The sequence below is a fragment of the Acinetobacter sp. BIGb0102 genome (assembly GCF_003815055.1).
GTDB classification, from domain to species: domain Bacteria; phylum Pseudomonadota; class Gammaproteobacteria; order Pseudomonadales; family Moraxellaceae; genus Acinetobacter; species Acinetobacter vivianii.
The window spans coordinates 143,110-158,773 of the sequence record NZ_RKQE01000001.1 but is presented as its reverse complement, the minus strand read 5'-3'; the positions used below and the strand labels follow the sequence as shown (position 1 = coordinate 158,773).

General features: G+C 41.2%; 14 protein-coding genes. 5 read left to right on the top strand and 9 right to left on the bottom strand.

What is annotated here, in order from left to right:
- Positions 1 to 110 precede the first annotated feature (110 nt).
- Both omp38 (EC846_RS00760) and omp38 (EC846_RS00755) read right to left on the bottom strand, forming a co-directional pair.
- Positions 111 to 1,139: an outer membrane protein Omp38 gene (gene omp38, locus EC846_RS00760; protein ID WP_047429445.1), complete on the bottom strand. Its 1,029-nt coding sequence runs from the start codon at positions 1,137 to 1,139 to the stop codon at positions 111 to 113.
- A gap of 447 nt (positions 1,140 to 1,586) precedes the next feature.
- Positions 1,587 to 2,645 (bottom strand): outer membrane protein Omp38, encoded by a 1,059-nt coding sequence (omp38, locus tag EC846_RS00755; protein ID WP_005288871.1) that lies wholly within the window; start codon positions 2,643 to 2,645, stop codon positions 1,587 to 1,589.
- 366 nt (positions 2,646 to 3,011) lie between these two features.
- Between omp38 (EC846_RS00755) and EC846_RS00750 the strand changes: the two genes are divergently transcribed.
- From EC846_RS00750 to EC846_RS00740, 3 genes are all read left to right on the top strand, one after another.
- Entirely contained in the window at positions 3,012 to 3,527 is a 516-nt protein-coding gene (locus EC846_RS00750) for a GspH/FimT family protein (RefSeq protein WP_123773786.1), read from the top strand.
- Between the two features lie 111 nt (positions 3,528 to 3,638).
- The gene (locus EC846_RS00745; RefSeq protein WP_004775399.1) at positions 3,639 to 4,814 is read left to right on the top strand and encodes a thiolase family protein; all 1,176 of its coding nucleotides are present in this window, start codon (positions 3,639 to 3,641) and stop codon (positions 4,812 to 4,814) included.
- Between the two features lie 132 nt (positions 4,815 to 4,946).
- Complete coding sequence (locus EC846_RS00740) at positions 4,947 to 5,390, top strand: VOC family protein (protein ID WP_123773785.1); 444 nt, start codon at positions 4,947 to 4,949, stop codon at positions 5,388 to 5,390.
- A 54-nt stretch (positions 5,391 to 5,444) separates the two neighbouring features.
- Here EC846_RS00740 and EC846_RS00735 read toward each other — a convergent pair whose 3' ends face one another.
- The 5 genes from EC846_RS00735 to EC846_RS00715 all read right to left on the bottom strand — a co-directional run bounded on the left by EC846_RS00735 (position 5,445) and on the right by EC846_RS00715 (position 12,777).
- A complete protein-coding gene (locus EC846_RS00735) occupies positions 5,445 to 5,930 on the bottom strand; it encodes a DUF934 domain-containing protein (protein ID WP_062846111.1) in 486 nt (161 codons plus the stop codon).
- Positions 5,923 to 7,566 (bottom strand): nitrite/sulfite reductase, encoded by a 1,644-nt coding sequence (locus tag EC846_RS00730; protein WP_004775404.1) that lies wholly within the window; start codon positions 7,564 to 7,566, stop codon positions 5,923 to 5,925. Before EC846_RS00730 ends, EC846_RS00735 begins: the two co-directional genes overlap by 8 nt.
- Positions 7,567 to 7,739: 173 nt before the next feature.
- A complete protein-coding gene (locus EC846_RS00725) occupies positions 7,740 to 10,145 on the bottom strand; it encodes a glucose/quinate/shikimate family membrane-bound PQQ-dependent dehydrogenase (RefSeq protein ID WP_004775406.1) in 2,406 nt (801 codons plus the stop codon).
- 145 nt (positions 10,146 to 10,290) lie between these two features.
- Complete coding sequence (locus EC846_RS00720) at positions 10,291 to 11,514, bottom strand: carbohydrate porin (RefSeq protein WP_171409958.1); 1,224 nt, start codon at positions 11,512 to 11,514, stop codon at positions 10,291 to 10,293.
- A gap of 144 nt (positions 11,515 to 11,658) precedes the next feature.
- Positions 11,659 to 12,777, bottom strand: a complete 1,119-nt coding sequence (locus EC846_RS00715; protein ID WP_123773783.1) for a CaiB/BaiF CoA transferase family protein — start codon at positions 12,775 to 12,777, stop codon at positions 11,659 to 11,661.
- A 213-nt stretch (positions 12,778 to 12,990) separates the two neighbouring features.
- Here EC846_RS00715 and EC846_RS00710 point away from each other — a divergent pair, with 213 nt between their 5' ends.
- Complete coding sequence (locus tag EC846_RS00710; RefSeq protein WP_004775409.1) at positions 12,991 to 14,004, top strand: AraC family transcriptional regulator; 1,014 nt, start codon at positions 12,991 to 12,993, stop codon at positions 14,002 to 14,004.
- A 95-nt stretch (positions 14,005 to 14,099) separates the two neighbouring features.
- Positions 14,100 to 14,576: a GNAT family N-acetyltransferase gene (locus EC846_RS00705; RefSeq protein WP_123773782.1), complete on the top strand. Its 477-nt coding sequence runs from the start codon at positions 14,100 to 14,102 to the stop codon at positions 14,574 to 14,576.
- 5 nt (positions 14,577 to 14,581) lie between these two features.
- Here EC846_RS00705 and EC846_RS00700 read toward each other — a convergent pair whose 3' ends face one another.
- The gene (locus tag EC846_RS00700; protein ID WP_123773781.1) at positions 14,582 to 15,013 is read right to left on the bottom strand and encodes an NUDIX hydrolase; all 432 of its coding nucleotides are present in this window, start codon (positions 15,011 to 15,013) and stop codon (positions 14,582 to 14,584) included.
- Positions 15,010 to 15,549: an AAA family ATPase gene (locus tag EC846_RS00695; protein WP_123773780.1), complete on the bottom strand. Its 540-nt coding sequence runs from the start codon at positions 15,547 to 15,549 to the stop codon at positions 15,010 to 15,012. The genes EC846_RS00700 and EC846_RS00695 overlap by 4 nt, the downstream gene beginning before the upstream one ends.
- Between the last annotated feature and the right edge of the window lie 115 nt (positions 15,550 to 15,664).

Here is a 15,664-nt window from a genome sequence, read left to right as displayed (position 1 = left end):
TCGTAGACCTCATCTATCGTTAAAATACAAAACGCCTAATGAAATGCATCAGGCGTTTGTTTGAAATAAGTGTCAACCTATTTCAGGACGAGACAGTTCAAAAACTCAAATTATTGAGCTTGTTGACCTGGTTGTACAAGAACAGTACGGCTACCAGTGATCGCAGCGAATACGCGACGGTTCATAGCACGACCTTCTTTAGTTTTGTTGTCAGCAACCGGTTGATCCCAAGCGAAACCTTGAGTAGACAAACGAGATGCATCAACATTGTATTCATTTACAAGTGAAGATTTAACAGAGTTAGCACGCGCTAAAGATAAACGTTCGTTTAACTTACGTGGACCAGTGTTATCTGTGTGACCTTCAATACGAGCTGTCGCATTCGGGTACTCAGCTAACTTCTCTGCAACTTTAGCAATTTCAGTTTTGTATTGTGGCTTGATGTCAGACTTGTTCGTATCGAAGAATACGCGAAGTTCCATGTTAAGGTCTTCAGTCAACTCTTGTGGTTGTGGAGCAACTGGAGTTGGCTCAACTGGAGCAACTTCTACTACTGGAGCAGCAGGTTTCAAGTGGCCACCAAGAACTACGTTTAAGCCAGCAAGCGCTGTATAGTTCCAGAATTTCTCATCAAAGTGATAAGTACCACGAGCTTCTGTACGAAGAGATAAAGCATCGTTTAAGCGCCAGAATACACCACCACCAGCATTAGCTAATGTACCTTCTTGCTTACCGCCATAGATATCATCACCTTCGTATTTGTAGTGACCAGCACCAGCTAATACGTATGGCTTGATTTTGCTATCGTAGTTTTTAGTAATCAAATCAGAAGTAACATAAGCATTACCTGCAATGTTACGACCTTTGTAATCATTATTTGTGCTTGTGTCGCCTTTAATCTGGCTATATTCAACTTCAGCACCTAACCAAGGAGTAATTTCTACACCTAGCGCAGCACCAACAAATAAATCATCTTCAAGCTCTGGGCTTGGAGTTAATTGACCTTTATGACCACGGTTGTTATGTTCTGTATCGAACATTGTATAACCAAGCATTAAAGGAGTTACTGTTACGCCCGCATTTGCAGCAGCCAAAGGAGCAGCAACAAGCATAGCAAGTGCAATACGACTCAATTTCATGGATATCCTCCAAAAACAAAAAATTGTTTGTTCTCTAAACGCTAATAGCTTTTGAATGCTGAGAAATAGTTTTGTTGTATCTTTTTCAGTCATTCACCTTATGTTAAATCATACAAATACCTGATCAATTTTCCAAGTATTTAATAACATTTTAGTCAGCAGCCACTGAAAACGATTTATTTCTCTTCAAAAAGCTTAGAAAATTCTAATTTAACAACACCTAACAAAGCTGTGAGAGCTTATCACTTTTTAATCAAAATTTTAACAAGCTATCAAAATCTTTTCAATAAAGCTAAATAATTCCTACACAACATACGAAGTTAAACCCAGCTTATTGTACTTTTAAATATGATGAGCCATTTTCTTGACCAATACGACCTCATCGTTTTATCCATAAAAAAAGCGACTCTAACGAGTCGCTTTTTTTATTCAGTTCAAAAACTCAAATTATTGAGCTTGTTGACCTGGTTGTACTAGAACAGTACGGCTACCAGAAATCGCAGCGAATACGCGACGGTTCATAGCACGACCTTCTTTAGTTTTGTTGTCAGCAATCGGTTGATCCCAAGCGAAACCTTGAGTAGACAAACGAGATGCATCAACATTGTATTCGTTTACAAGTGAAGATTTAACAGAGTTAGCACGCGCTAAAGATAAACGTTCGTTTAACTTACGTGGACCAGTGTTATCTGTGTGACCTTCAATACGAGCTGTCGCATTCGGGTACTCAGCTAACTTCTCTGCAACTTTAGCAATTTCAGACTTGTATTGTGGCTTGATGTCAGACTTGTTCGTATCGAAGAATACGCGAAGTTCCATATTAAGGTCTTCAGTCAACTCTTGTGGTTGTGGAGCAACTGGAGTTGGCTCAACTGGAGCAACTTCTACTACTGGAGCAGCAGGTTTCAAGTGACCACCAAGAACTACGTTTAAGCCAGCAAGCGCTGTATAGTTCCAGAAATCTTCATCGATGTTATAAGTACCACGAGCTTCTGTACGAAGAGACAAAGCATCGTTTAAGCGCCAGAAAGCACCAAAACCAGCATTACCTAAAGTACCTTCTTCTTTCAAACCGCGACCAGCACGACCGAATTCAGCAGCAGTAGCATCATCAAATTTATATTTGTAGTGACCAGCACCTAACAATACATATGGCTTGATTTTGCTATCGTAGTTTTTAGTGATCAAATCAGAAGTAACGTAGAAGTTACCGTTGATTTGTTGTTGTTTGTATTCAGCGTTAGCAACAGTACCGTCAACATCACCTTTAACTTGGTTATATTCAGCTTCAAAGCCTAACCAAGGTGTTAACTCGATACCTAATGCAGCACCAACGAATAAATCATCCTGAATTTCAGGACCATTTGTTAAATGCTTATCACCATTATTGTGTTTAGTGTCTTGGAATGTGTAACCAAGCATTAATGGAGTTACTGTTACGCCAGCATTAGCAGCAGCTAAAGGAGCAGCAACAAGCATAGCAAGTGCAATACGACTCAATTTCATGGATATCCTCCAGAGATAACAATTGTTTGTTGTGTAAGCTCAGCCTATGATTTTTCGTACTGAGAACATTAATGTTCTACAACATTATTTTTAAGCCATTCACTTCACTTTGAATCATACAAACACTTGATGAATTTTCCAAGTGCTTGATAACTTTAACCTCGTAAATTATTGACAAAATTGCTTACAATTTCCGTTGTAGTTCCGTAAATTTTCAATTTTCATACATCGGCGAATAGATTATTGTTTATCAATCTATGTTTAAGTAATATTTAACTTATTTGTTAGTGTTTTTTATTAAAACAAATAACGTTTATGCTTAACATATTGTTAATAAAAAAGTTAATAAAAATAGACAGGAAAAACATGTTTAGACCACATGGATTTACATTGGGTGAATTGCTTATCATTATCAGTATTCTGGCCATTCTTAGCTATATCGCCCTACCATATTTTCGCGACTTAATGGTTTCAGGTGAAGCAAATCACTTAAAAAGAAACCTCACAATTCACATACAAAAAGCAAAAACCGATGCACAGCTTTACCATAAAAATGTGATGCTGTGCCCAAGTAATGACCTGATTGACTGTAGCAAAGACTGGAATAAGGGCTTTATCGGCTTCGTTGACACCAATAAGAATAGAAAACGAGATCACAATGAACCTTTACTCTTTGCCGTATCACTTAATCTCAAATATGGTCATCTACATTATAGTGCTTTTGGTGCGACGCCCTATGCGATCATTTTTCAGGGAGAAAATGGACTCCCCTTTGCTGCAAATGGTAGCTTTACCTATTGTTCAACGTCACCTGACTATCACAGTAAAATACGCTTAAGCCGCATGGGAAATATTCGCTTTGAGAAAATATCCAGCTGTTAAAAACTCCTCAGTCTAGCTTAAAAAAAGTAAAACGCTTTATTCCAGTTCTTTTTTTAATATACTGCTTAAGTTTGGAACATTTTTTATAAATTATAAGTGTGGAGACACATAATGACTGACATCGTAATTGTTAATGGCGCTCGTACTGCAATGGGCGGCTTCCAAGGTGCACTCTCTGGCGTAACAGCGCCTGAATTAGGTGCAGTAACCATTAAAGAAGCAATTGCCCGTTCTGGCCTACAACCCACTGATGTGGAAGAAGTCATCATGGGTTGCGTATTACCTGCTGGTCTCAAACAAGGCCCAGCTCGTCAAGCAATGCGTAAGGCAGGATTACCAGATTCTACAGGTGCAGTCACCATTAATAAGCTGTGTGGTTCTGGCATGAAAGCGGTGATGCAAGCAGCAGATATGATCAAGGCTGGTAGTGCAGACATCGTCGTTGCTGGTGGTATGGAATCAATGACCAATGCACCATACGTTCTTCCCAAAGCACGTGGTGGCTACCGTATGGGCCATGGTGAAATTAAAGATCATATGTTCCTAGATGGTCTGGAAGATGCTGAAACTGGTCGCTTGATGGGTTCTTTTGCTCAGGACATGGCAAATCAACGTAGTTATACTCGCGAACAAATGGATGACTTCGCAATTCGTTCTTTACACCGCGCACAAAAAGCAATCACTGAAGGCTATTTTAAAGATGAGATCGTGCCTGTAACGGTTTCAACGCGTAAAGGCGATGTGGTTGTCGACCAAGATGAACAACCGCTTAGTGCAAAAATTGACAAGATCCCCTCACTTAAACCTGCTTTTGCAAAAGACGGTACGATTACAGCAGCAAATGCCAGCTCAATTTCAGATGGTGCATCTGCACTGGTCTTAACGTCTAGTGATGTTGCAGCGCAACGTGGCTTACAGCCTTTGGCAAAAATTATTGCAACTGCGTCAAACTCACAACACCCTTCTGAGTTTACCATTGCACCTGTGGGCGCGATTGAAAAAGTATTGAAGAAAGCGGGCTGGGATGCACAAGAGGTTGACCTTTGGGAAATCAATGAAGCATTTGCAATGGTTACCATGTGCCCAATTGATGATTTCAAATTAGATGCAGAAAAAGTGAATATCAATGGCGGTGCCTGTGCATTGGGCCACCCTGTAGGTTCTACAGGTTCTCGTATCATTCTTACTTTGATTCATGCACTTAAACGCACAGGCGGCAAAAAAGGTGTTGCAGCGTTGTGTATCGGTGGTGGTGAAGCAACAGCGGTTGCAATTGAATTGATCTAAGTATCAATTTGATAACTTAAAAATCCTGCCAAGCGCAGGATTTTTTGTTTTGAGAATTACAAAAAATAATGCACCTATAGCGCAATTCCCGATAAGTTATATTTTGTATAAAAAAACAACAGGACGTCCCCCATGCAACTCAATCATTATTTAAATTTTAAAGGACAAACCGAACAGGCATTTAATTTTTATAAATCTGTATTTGGCGGTGAGTTTGCCATGCTCAGCCGTTATGGTGATATGCCACCCACAGAAGGAATCACACTTTCTGATGCTGATAAAAACTTGATTCTACATGTTTCCCTACCCATCAATGAATTTACCGTATTGATGGCTTCGGATATCAACGATCAATTCTGTACCCCGCATAGTGTATTTACCCAAGGCAACAATCATTATATTTCTATTAATCTAGATCCTGATGAACTTGAGGATGCTCAAAGACTTTTCGATGCCTTGTCCGTCAATGGTCAAGTTGAAATGCCCTTGGAAAAAACCTTCTGGGGTGCACTCTACGGCGCTTTTACCGATCAGTTCGGGATCAAATGGATGATCAATTGTCAGCTCGATGAATAATCGACATCAAATAAAAAAGCTGAACCAAAGTTCAGCTTTTTTATTTCAGAAGGCTTAAGCCCCCGTCTGATAACTTGCTTGAGGTACGGCAGTTGACGCCTGATAAGGATTGGTAAAATCCTGAAGACCAGCAGCGGCTTCATGAATATCCTTTCCTTCTTTCACCACAAAAGTGTCAAAGCCAGAACGTTTTAAATAATTTAGAACATCCTTAAAGATATCACCGACCGCACGCAATTCACCTTGGTAGCCTTGACGACGCAATAAGGCAGCAAATGAATAACCACGACCATCATTGAAACCCGCAAATTCAATGAAGATTGCATCAAACTCATCTAGTGGAAATTGATGGGTTTCAGGTGAATCGTTTACTGTAATGTACAATGCTTTTTTGCCTTGTACCTGTGCCAATTGATCAAGTTGTGCCGTTGTTAATACAACATCACCTTGTGGAAGCGCACCATCTTCTGCAATGACTTGATAAGTATTGTCTGCAATTGTGCCATCTTTAGAAAGCACTTGTAGCGATGTATTAAGCATAAGCACGCTCCTTGAATGGTTGAATGCCAACACGGCGATAGGTATCAATAAAACGCTCACCTTCATTACGCAAGTCAAGGTAAGTATTCAAGATTTCCTCAATCACATCAGGTACGGCATCGGCAGCAAAAGATGGGCCTAAGATATCGCCTAAAGATGCATCATGATCCGCATGACCACCTAAAGTGATTTGATAGAACTCAGCACCTTTTTTATCCACACCCAGAATACCGATATTACCGACATGGTGGTGACCACAAGCATTCATACAACCTGAGATATTCAAGTCAAGCTCACCAAGATTATAGATGGTATCTAAATCTTCAAAACGACGGCTAATTGCTTCTGAAATTGGAATTGATTTCGCATTCGCCAATGAACAGAAATCACCACCTGGGCAGCAAATGATATCGGTAATAAAGCCGATATGCGCACGTGCCATGTTGTGATGTTCAAGAGTTTGCCACAATTCAAATAAATCTTTTTGTGGTACATCCACCAATGAAATGTTTTGTTCATGTGTGGTACGGAACTCACCAAAGGTGTACTTATCCGCCAAATCAGCAATTAAGTTCATTTCTTCAGAAGTCACATCACCCGGCGCAACCCCTGCACGTTTCAGGGAAATCGTAACAATACGATAGCCTTTCACTTTATGTGCGTTGGTATTGACGTTGAACCATTGCTTGAATTTAGGATATTCAGCAAATAAAGCCGTAAAATCTTGATCTTCCAGATCTTGATAATCAAATGGTGTAAATTCTTCATCCATTTTTTTCAAGATTTCAGGTTGAATTTTCAAAGCTTCACGCGTGTGTTCAAATTCAGCTTCTACTTTTTGAGCAAATACTTCTGGTGTTAATGCTTTCACCAAAATCTTGATACGTGCTTTGTATTTGTTATCACGACGACCATGCAAGTTATATACACGTAAGGTCGCTTCAAGATAAGCAATTAAATCTTCGCGTGGCAAGAACTCACGAATGACGCTACCAATGATTGGAGTACGGCCTAAGCCACCGCCAGCCATGATCTTATAGCCCATTTCACCCGCGTCATTACGAACCAGATAAACACCGATATCGTGGAATGCTGTTGCAGCACGGTCTTTCTCTTGCAATGCTGAAACTGCAATCTTGAACTTACGTGGTAAGAACGCAAATTCAGGATGGAAAGTACTCCACTGACGAATCAATTCACACGTTGGACGTGGATCAGCAATCTCGCCTGCTACAACACCCGCAAACTGGTCGGTGGTGGTATTACGGATACAGTTACCTGAAGTTTGTACCGCATGCATTTGCACTGTTGCCAGTTCAGCAAGAATATCAGGCACATTTTCTAATGCAGGCCAGTTCAACTGAATATTTTGACGCGTTGAAACGTGGGCATAACCACGGTCATATTCCGTCGCAATTTCAGCAATTTTTCTGAGTTGTTTGGTATTCATCAAGCCATACGGCACAGCAATACGGAGCATTGGCGCATAACGCTGCACGTATAAACCATTTTGCAAACGTAGTGGACGATATTCGTCTTCTGTTAATTTTCCTGCTAAATAGCGTTCTGTTTGATCACGAAACTGAGCAACACGTTGGTTAATCAGTTGTTGATCGAAATCCGTATATAAATACATGGCGTATGGCTAGTCATTCATTATAAAGGCGACTAGCATAGCGAGCTTTCATTCATCAACAAAATGCTTTTTTTGCATATTTAATAACGGTTTTATTGATAAGCCTATCTAATTGCCATAAAAAGAAAAAGCCCAGACGAATCTGAGCTTTTCTCTATCATTTTTAAATGAAATTAGTTCTTATCTGGCAAAGCATAAGCCACGAGATAATCACCCATTTTCGTACCGAATGAACCATGTCCACCCGCCATAATCACGACGTACTGTTTACCATTGGCTTCATAAGTCATTGGCGTTGCTTGTCCACCTGCTGGTAAACGCGCTTCCCATAACTTGTCGCCATTTGAAACATTGAATGCACGGATGTAGTTATCTTGAGTTGCACCAACGAACATTACGTTACCCGCAGTCGAGATTGAACCACCTAAACCTGGTACACCAATTTTCACTGGCGGTAACTGGAATAGATTTGGCAAGCTGTCACGGATGGTACCGATACGTTTTTTCCAAACTACATCATGGGTTTTCAAGTCCACACCAGCAACATAGCCCCAGCCAGGTTGTTTACATGGCAAACCGAATGGAGACAGGAACGGACTGATATCAACGCCGTATGGTGTGCCATACATCGGTTGCATACCTTGTTCTGTACCCGCACCACGCGCAACTGGCTCGCGGTTTGGATCTGCTGGAATTAAACGGCTCACGAATGGCAAACCAATCGGGTTCATGACTGCAACCTGACGATCAGCATTCACAGACATACCGCCCCACTCGAATACACCGAGGTTACCAGGGAAAACTAAGGTTCCGTTTTCTGAAGGTGGCGTATAAATACCATCATAGTTCAGACGTTTAAATTTCACACGACACATTAACTGGTCAAACATTGTGGCACCCCACATGTCTTTATCCGTTAATTTATCTTTCGGTGCTAAGTTAAAGTCAGAGAATGGTTGAGTTTTAGAATAGAACTCACCTTTGGTTTGTGGTCCCCACTTCACTGTTTGTGGCACTGGTTTTTCAGTAATCGGTACAATTGGCTGACCATTACGACGATCTAGAACAAAGGCATTACCTGTTTTAGTCAACACATAAATTGCAGGCACTGTTTGACCAGATTTATCCTGAATATCCGCCAATGAAGGTTGTGATGGTACGTCCATATCCCACAAGTCATGATGTGTGGTTTGGAAATGCCATACCAGTTTACCTGTGGTTGCATTGATCGCCAGCATTGAGTTTGCATAACGCTCTTTCAATTCTGTACGGTCACCGCCCCAGATATCTGGCGTACCTACACCTGTTGGTACATACACGATGTCCAGTTTTGCATCATAGGCAAGTGGCGCCCATGCGTTTGGTGAGTTATGCACAAATGTTGTGTCTTGACCCGGCATTGCATTTGGATCAGCAGCGCCTGTATCAAATACCCACAACAATTTACCTGTGTTCACGTCATAACCACGAATAACACCAGATGGCTCTTTATTCGAATGGTTATCTGTTACAGATCCAGCGATAACAACGGTCGTACCAGATACAACACCCGGAGATGTTGGGTTATAACCACCTGGATACGCATATGGCATGAACTCTTGTAAGTTCACTTCACCGTTTTGACCAAAGTCAGAACATGCTTTACCCGTATCTGCATTCACTGCAACCAAACGACCATCATTCACAGGAACAAAGACTTTACGTGGACACTCTGTTGAGGTCGACTTCTTCGCTTGTAAACTGGTTGCAAATTCAGTGGTATTGGCAGCATCGTAGTACATCACACCACGACAAGTTAAGTGCTGGAAGGTTTTATCCGTTTTGAGCTTAGGATCAAAACGCCATTTTTCCTTACCTGTCGCAGGATCAATCGAAATCAGATGTTGATGTGGTGTACACATAAACATGTTATTGCCAATCTTGATTGGTGTTACTTGGTTAGTGGTTTCACCTGAATCATTTTCAGTTCTGAAATCACCGGTACGTAATGTCCAAGCCACTTTAAGATCTTTGACGTTTTTATCATTGATCTGTGTCAATGGAGAATAACGTTCACCACCCTGACTACGACCATAAGCAGGCCAATCTTCAGGCGCAATGCCTTCAACCGCTTTCGCTTGTGCAGGTTGCGGCGTCTGAATCACACCATTGATTTCTTGTGGATCATTAAAGATCGAGTACACCATCACCACGATAGCAATCGCTAAAGTTGAAGATAAGGCCACTTTACTTGATGCCAGATTATCAATACCGCGTGTTACCGCAGGAACAAGTAACCAAAGACCCAAGATACCCAGAATATCTAGACGTGGTGCAAGTGCCCAGAAGTCTGTACCAACTTCCCAAACACCCCAGATCACACTGCCTAACATGAGCGCGGCATACACCCATAAAGGGCCTGATGCACGTTTATAGAGTTGTACTGCCACAATGAGCAACAGCACACCTGCAATCACATAATAAAAAGACCCGCCAATGGCAGCGAGCCAGATACCGCCAATGAGCAAGAACAGCGCAATGAGGGCGATAATAATCACCGTCAATGTTCTTAGCCCAGATTTTGAAGCAGATTGATTCATAAGATCACCTTGCATCTTTTGTATTTTTAGATCCATCCAGCGCATACATGAGCGACTGGATGGTCGAGTTCAAATCACAACAAGTATTTTGCAGATACAGTCCGTTTTTATGAACACCATCTGCAAAATTGCTCGAGTATCGAAATTAGAAAACGGTTTGGAACTTAATTCCACCAACCCATGTCTTATCGCCATTTTTCAATGCGCCAACATGGTGGACATATTGAATATTCGGACGAATCGTCAACCAGTTGGTTGCGTGAATGCCGTAATACAACTCAGTGTTATATTCCTCATCCAACAAACCATTCGCATCATCATTGGCATGAATACGTGCTACGCCCAGTGCAAGTTCATCTTGCGGACGTTGGTCAAGTAAACCTTTATAGATCAAGCCAACATTTTGCATGTCTTTGACAGAATTAGTTTTTGAATCATGTACTGTCACATTCACAAAACCAGTTAAACCACGATCAGACTGACCATCATGACGGGTTAACTGCTGCTTCACAGTGAACCAGCCCCCTTGTTTGTGTCCAGTTTTGGCAGGATTCTCAATTTCTGCTGCATCAGCCGTACTGTAGTAGTAGCCGAAACGATATTCACCCGGTAAAGACAATGCACCAAGTTTTGGTGTCCAGACCACTTCGGCTGGAATAATCGCACCATGTGAACCATCAGTACTTAAATTAAAGCCTTTACCACGTTGCAAGTTTTCAGGGTTATATTCATAAGCCCCGATTTGAGCGTATAGATCTGACTGTAAGTTGTACTTCACACGCAATGCCCACTGACTCACAGGCCAGTTGTACCATTGGTCGCCTACCCAGTTACCCACTTGCGAACCACATAAAGCCAAGTTCTGGAAATCACAGTCAAAGCTGTTGAAATCTTCACCTTCGCCAAAACGACCGACTTTAATATCCAAAGCTTGATCTAAAAATTTCTTTTTGATCCACAAGTCTGTTAGACGCCAAGTTTGACCACGCCCCCACACTTCTTGTGTAGAACTCAAATGGCCCTGTAATGCATCAGCCGTTTGCGATAAAGATTGACCATCACGATAAGTGACCGTGATCTGTGCTTCAGTATCTTGCCAACCTAAAATTTTATTTAGATCGAAATGTGCACCTAAAGCCAATTGTCCAGTAAATTCACTGCCATGGCTTGAATGCTGTTTAGAATCTAAAACCCCTGCGAATTCACCAGTGTAATCAGCAGAAAATTTGTAACCCTGTTCTTGCAACGCCGTGCGTTGACCGTTCCAATCACCAAATAGCCATTGACCATTCGGATCAAAGGCTGATGAAGCGGCTTGAGTATGTTGTGCAAAAAGACTCAATGATAGAACGGATAAACAAGAAACAATCAATGACTTCGAGATTGTCATGTTTACGTAACCTTTTATGTTATTGTGTATAAAAGGTTACTCTTATTTTTAAATTACAACTTATTCAAAATGTTAACAATCTGTACAATATTTTAACAATCAGTGATTAGTCGCACATATTTTCTACCATTTGCCTTCACCTAGCCCCTGACCGATGAATGCATACTTCATTTGAGAACGAGAAAACTTGATTGGACAGGCCAATTGCGCTTCGGTTTGATCCGAGTTTTCAGATACAGGGACATCTACAACCCAGTCGCGTTGCTGAGCGATTGGTGAATCCAAAGCTTCATCCAGACTGAGAACTGGTTCTACGCAAATATCCAGACTCTGGAACAAATGTTGCCATTCTGAAAAATTCTGGGTCTTAAACTTATCTCGTAGCGCCTGTTTTACCGCCTGACGATCTTCTGGATCAAAAGAGGCACCTTTTGCCAGTAGTAAAGGCAATTCTAAAACAGCTGCCAAACCAGCCATAAATTGTGGCTCTAAGCTTCCTACAGAGAAATAGCGGCCATCTTTGGTTTCATAATAATCATAGAAACTCGCGCCATTGAGCATGCCGGCCTCAGGCGCTTGCGGTGTCTGCCCTGCCAGACTTGCGGAAGCAGCCATACTATTGAGGCTTGCCACACAATCTGTCATGGAAATATCAATATATTGTCCCAGACCGCTGCGTTGGCGTTCAACGACAGCCGCAAGTATACCAATCACGGCATGCAGGGATCCACCAGCCACATCGGCAATCTGAATCCCTAAAGGTGGTGGCCCACCATCCTGACGGCCACTATGTCCAGAAATGCCCGCAAGTGCCAAGTAATTAATATCGTGCCCTGCCCGATCTTTATAAGCACCTGTCTGGCCATATCCTGTAATTGAACAATAGATGAGACGAGGATTAATCTCGGCTAAAGTTTCATAGTCCAGTCCTAGACGGCGCATGACATCTGGACGGAACTGTTCCAGCACAATATCAAACTCGGAAATTTTTGTTTTAATCAGTTCAATATTAGCTGCATCTTTTAGATCGAGTGCAATCGACTGCTTGTTTCGATTGAGATAACTATGTGCAGTGGCCTGTCCGTTCGCATAGGGTGGCATTATCCGTACCAAGTCAGGACGTGTTGGAGATTCAACATGGATAACTTCTGCACCCATGTCCGCAAGGTACATACTGGCAAATGGCCCAGGTAATAAAGTAGAAAAATCTAGGACTTTCAATCCCTTTAGAGCAGATGGCATGATAATTTTTACTCAATTTGTTCAAATTTTCTTTTATACTAGGTGTGAAGAAACACAAAAACAATGTCATGTTCAGCCATTTACCTTGATAGTTTCGGCAATTTAACATGTATACAATGAGCAGATATTTTTCTTGTCAATTGCTCAATTTGATATTTTAGACGGTTATTTAGGTCAATTATCGTGAATAGTAAAGAAACTGAAGGATTCAATATGAGCCGTGATACGATCAGCATCCACTTCGTGAATGCGGCTTTAACAGGTGTTAAACGCCTAGGCATGGACGTTGAAACATTACTTTCACATGTCGGTATAGAAGCAGAATTACTCCGTCAACCGAAAGCTCGAATCTCCCCAGAGCAATATACCCGCTTTATAAAAATGCTATGGATGGTCACTCAAGACGAACATGTCGGTTTTGATATCCAGCCTCGTCGCTTGGGTACATTTGCGATCATGTGCCAGTTGATTATCCATTCCAAAACATTGGGTCAGGCACTGGAACTTTCATCTCAATTCTACAAGCTGTTTGGTGATGAATGGGCGGTCAGCCTAGAACGCGACAAGCATGAAGCGCGTTTGGTTCCCCACATTCCTAAAGCTTTAGATCCCGACCATTTCATTACTGAAAGTATGCTAATGATTTGGCATGGTCTTGCTTCATGGTTAATCGAACGCCGTTTACCTTTAGAACGTGTTCATTTTGGTTATGAACGCCCAAGTCATGCCGATGAATACGATGCTTTATTCTTTGCGCCCGTGATGCAATTTGATGCGCCACGTACAGAGATTACCTTTGCTGCTGATTATCTTGACCTGCCAATCCGTCAAGATGAAAAGACTTTAGAAGAATTCCTGAAAGCAGCACCTGCACAACTATTAGTGAAATTCAAAAACACCAACTCACTTACCTCACGTATTCGTGATGTATTAAAGAGTCAGATTGGCGAAGAAATGCCAACACTCAACGATGTTGCTGCAATGTTGTATTTATCACCACAAACTTTGCGTCGTCGTTTAGCTGCCGAAGGTAAAAGCTATCAAGGTGTTAAAGATGCCTTGCGTCGTGATGCTGCGATTCACTTATTGCTCACTCCAAATCTCACCCTTGAAGATGTAGCACAACAAGTCGGCTTTAGTGAAACCAGTACGTTCCACCGTGCCTTTAAGAAATGGACAGGTGTTACCCCTGGTTTATATCGTCAGTTGCACGGACATCATAGCTAATTGTTTCCAAACGGGTGTTCAGCCTGATATGGTTGAACACTTGTTTAAAATTATGGTAATAATCAAGCCTAATTTTACGATAAGCTTGAACAACAATGATTATAAAAAAAGGTGACTTCACGCATCCCCAAGTTCAAAATTTGATCCACATCCATTTGCATGGCCTGCATCAGAACACACCTATTGAACATAGTTTTGCATTAGATCTCTCTCATCTACAAAACGATTCTATAAGCTTTTATACCCTTTGGAATAACGATTTGCTTCTTGGCTGTGGCGCGATTCAAGAACTGACACCTCAACATGCTGAACTCAAATCTATGCGGACTCATCCCAACCATTTACGTCAAGGTGTTGCAAAGCAATTGCTGGAGTATTTATTGAAAGTTGCTCAGCAACGTCAATATCAACGCGTCAGTTTAGAAACAGGCAAAGATGCTCACTTTAATGCTGCAATTAGCCTTTATAAAAAGTTTGGTTTTGTTCAAGGCGCGGCGTTTGCAGAATATGCTGAATCACCCTATAACCAGTTCTTCCACTTATCTTTATCAAATCAATCGACACCGAACTAGCTAGACTAGGATTTAAATAACCACTGCTCTATTCCTTTGGGATAAACAGGATATTGTTCCAGTTCAATCTGTTCCCGACTCAACCATTGAGCGATATAAGTAGAACCATCCGTTTCGCAACCCGATATTTCAATCGACTCATAGACTGCTGGAGCTACAAATTCAGCTTCATACACAAAAACAATTTCATGGCCTTGCTGTCCATCGAAAGTGAATAAATTCTCCAACACACCTAATAATTGGGGTTTGTAAATCTGCTGCTGAATTTCTTCCAAAACCTCTCGCGCAATTGCCTGCGTAGACGTTTCCCCAAACTCGACTCCCCCACCAATTGGCCTTAAATAAGTTTCATCTTTAGCAGGGTCATAACCATAAGACAATAACACTTTATCCTGATGCCTAAACAAGCACAGGGCTTTTGTTTTGATATGCATCACTCTGCCTTCATCTGCTTTAAAAATGCTTCCGTCTGTTTTGGTGAAGTTAAATGAATAAATTGAATATGTTGATATGCTGGATTTTGCATTAAGTCGGAATATTTCTTACGATTTTTAGGATACGATTTGATGAGCCAAATAAAAATAGATTCTTTAGACAGCATCAATTTCAAACTTTCTCGATTATTTGAATTTTCCCACAACTTCTTTCTGCTAATTACTCGCCCTAGGGTACGCTTGGTAAGACGGTATAAATTGATGTGAAAGGGATAATCGAGCCAGATCACGGTATCTACCTTTTCCATAATCATTGGAATAGTACGGGTATAAAGCCCATCAATGACCCACCCAGTCTCAGCATTTTCCATCGCGATTTTTAACTTCAAAAATAAAGCATCATTTGACGATTCTTGCCAATCATCCAGCCAGAGTAAATTATCAAGTTCGATGTTTTGTAATTTTCGTTTGGCTGCCAATTTTCGGGCAAACGTAGACTTACCCGAACCTGTGGTACCAATAATATTAATGAATTTCATGTAATCAATATATTTTATTTATGGTTGGCTAGTGTATTGATAAACCTATTTTTCAATCAAGTCGTTAGATTGGCGAAAAACATCAAACTTGCCAATGTTTATCATCATTGCGCTG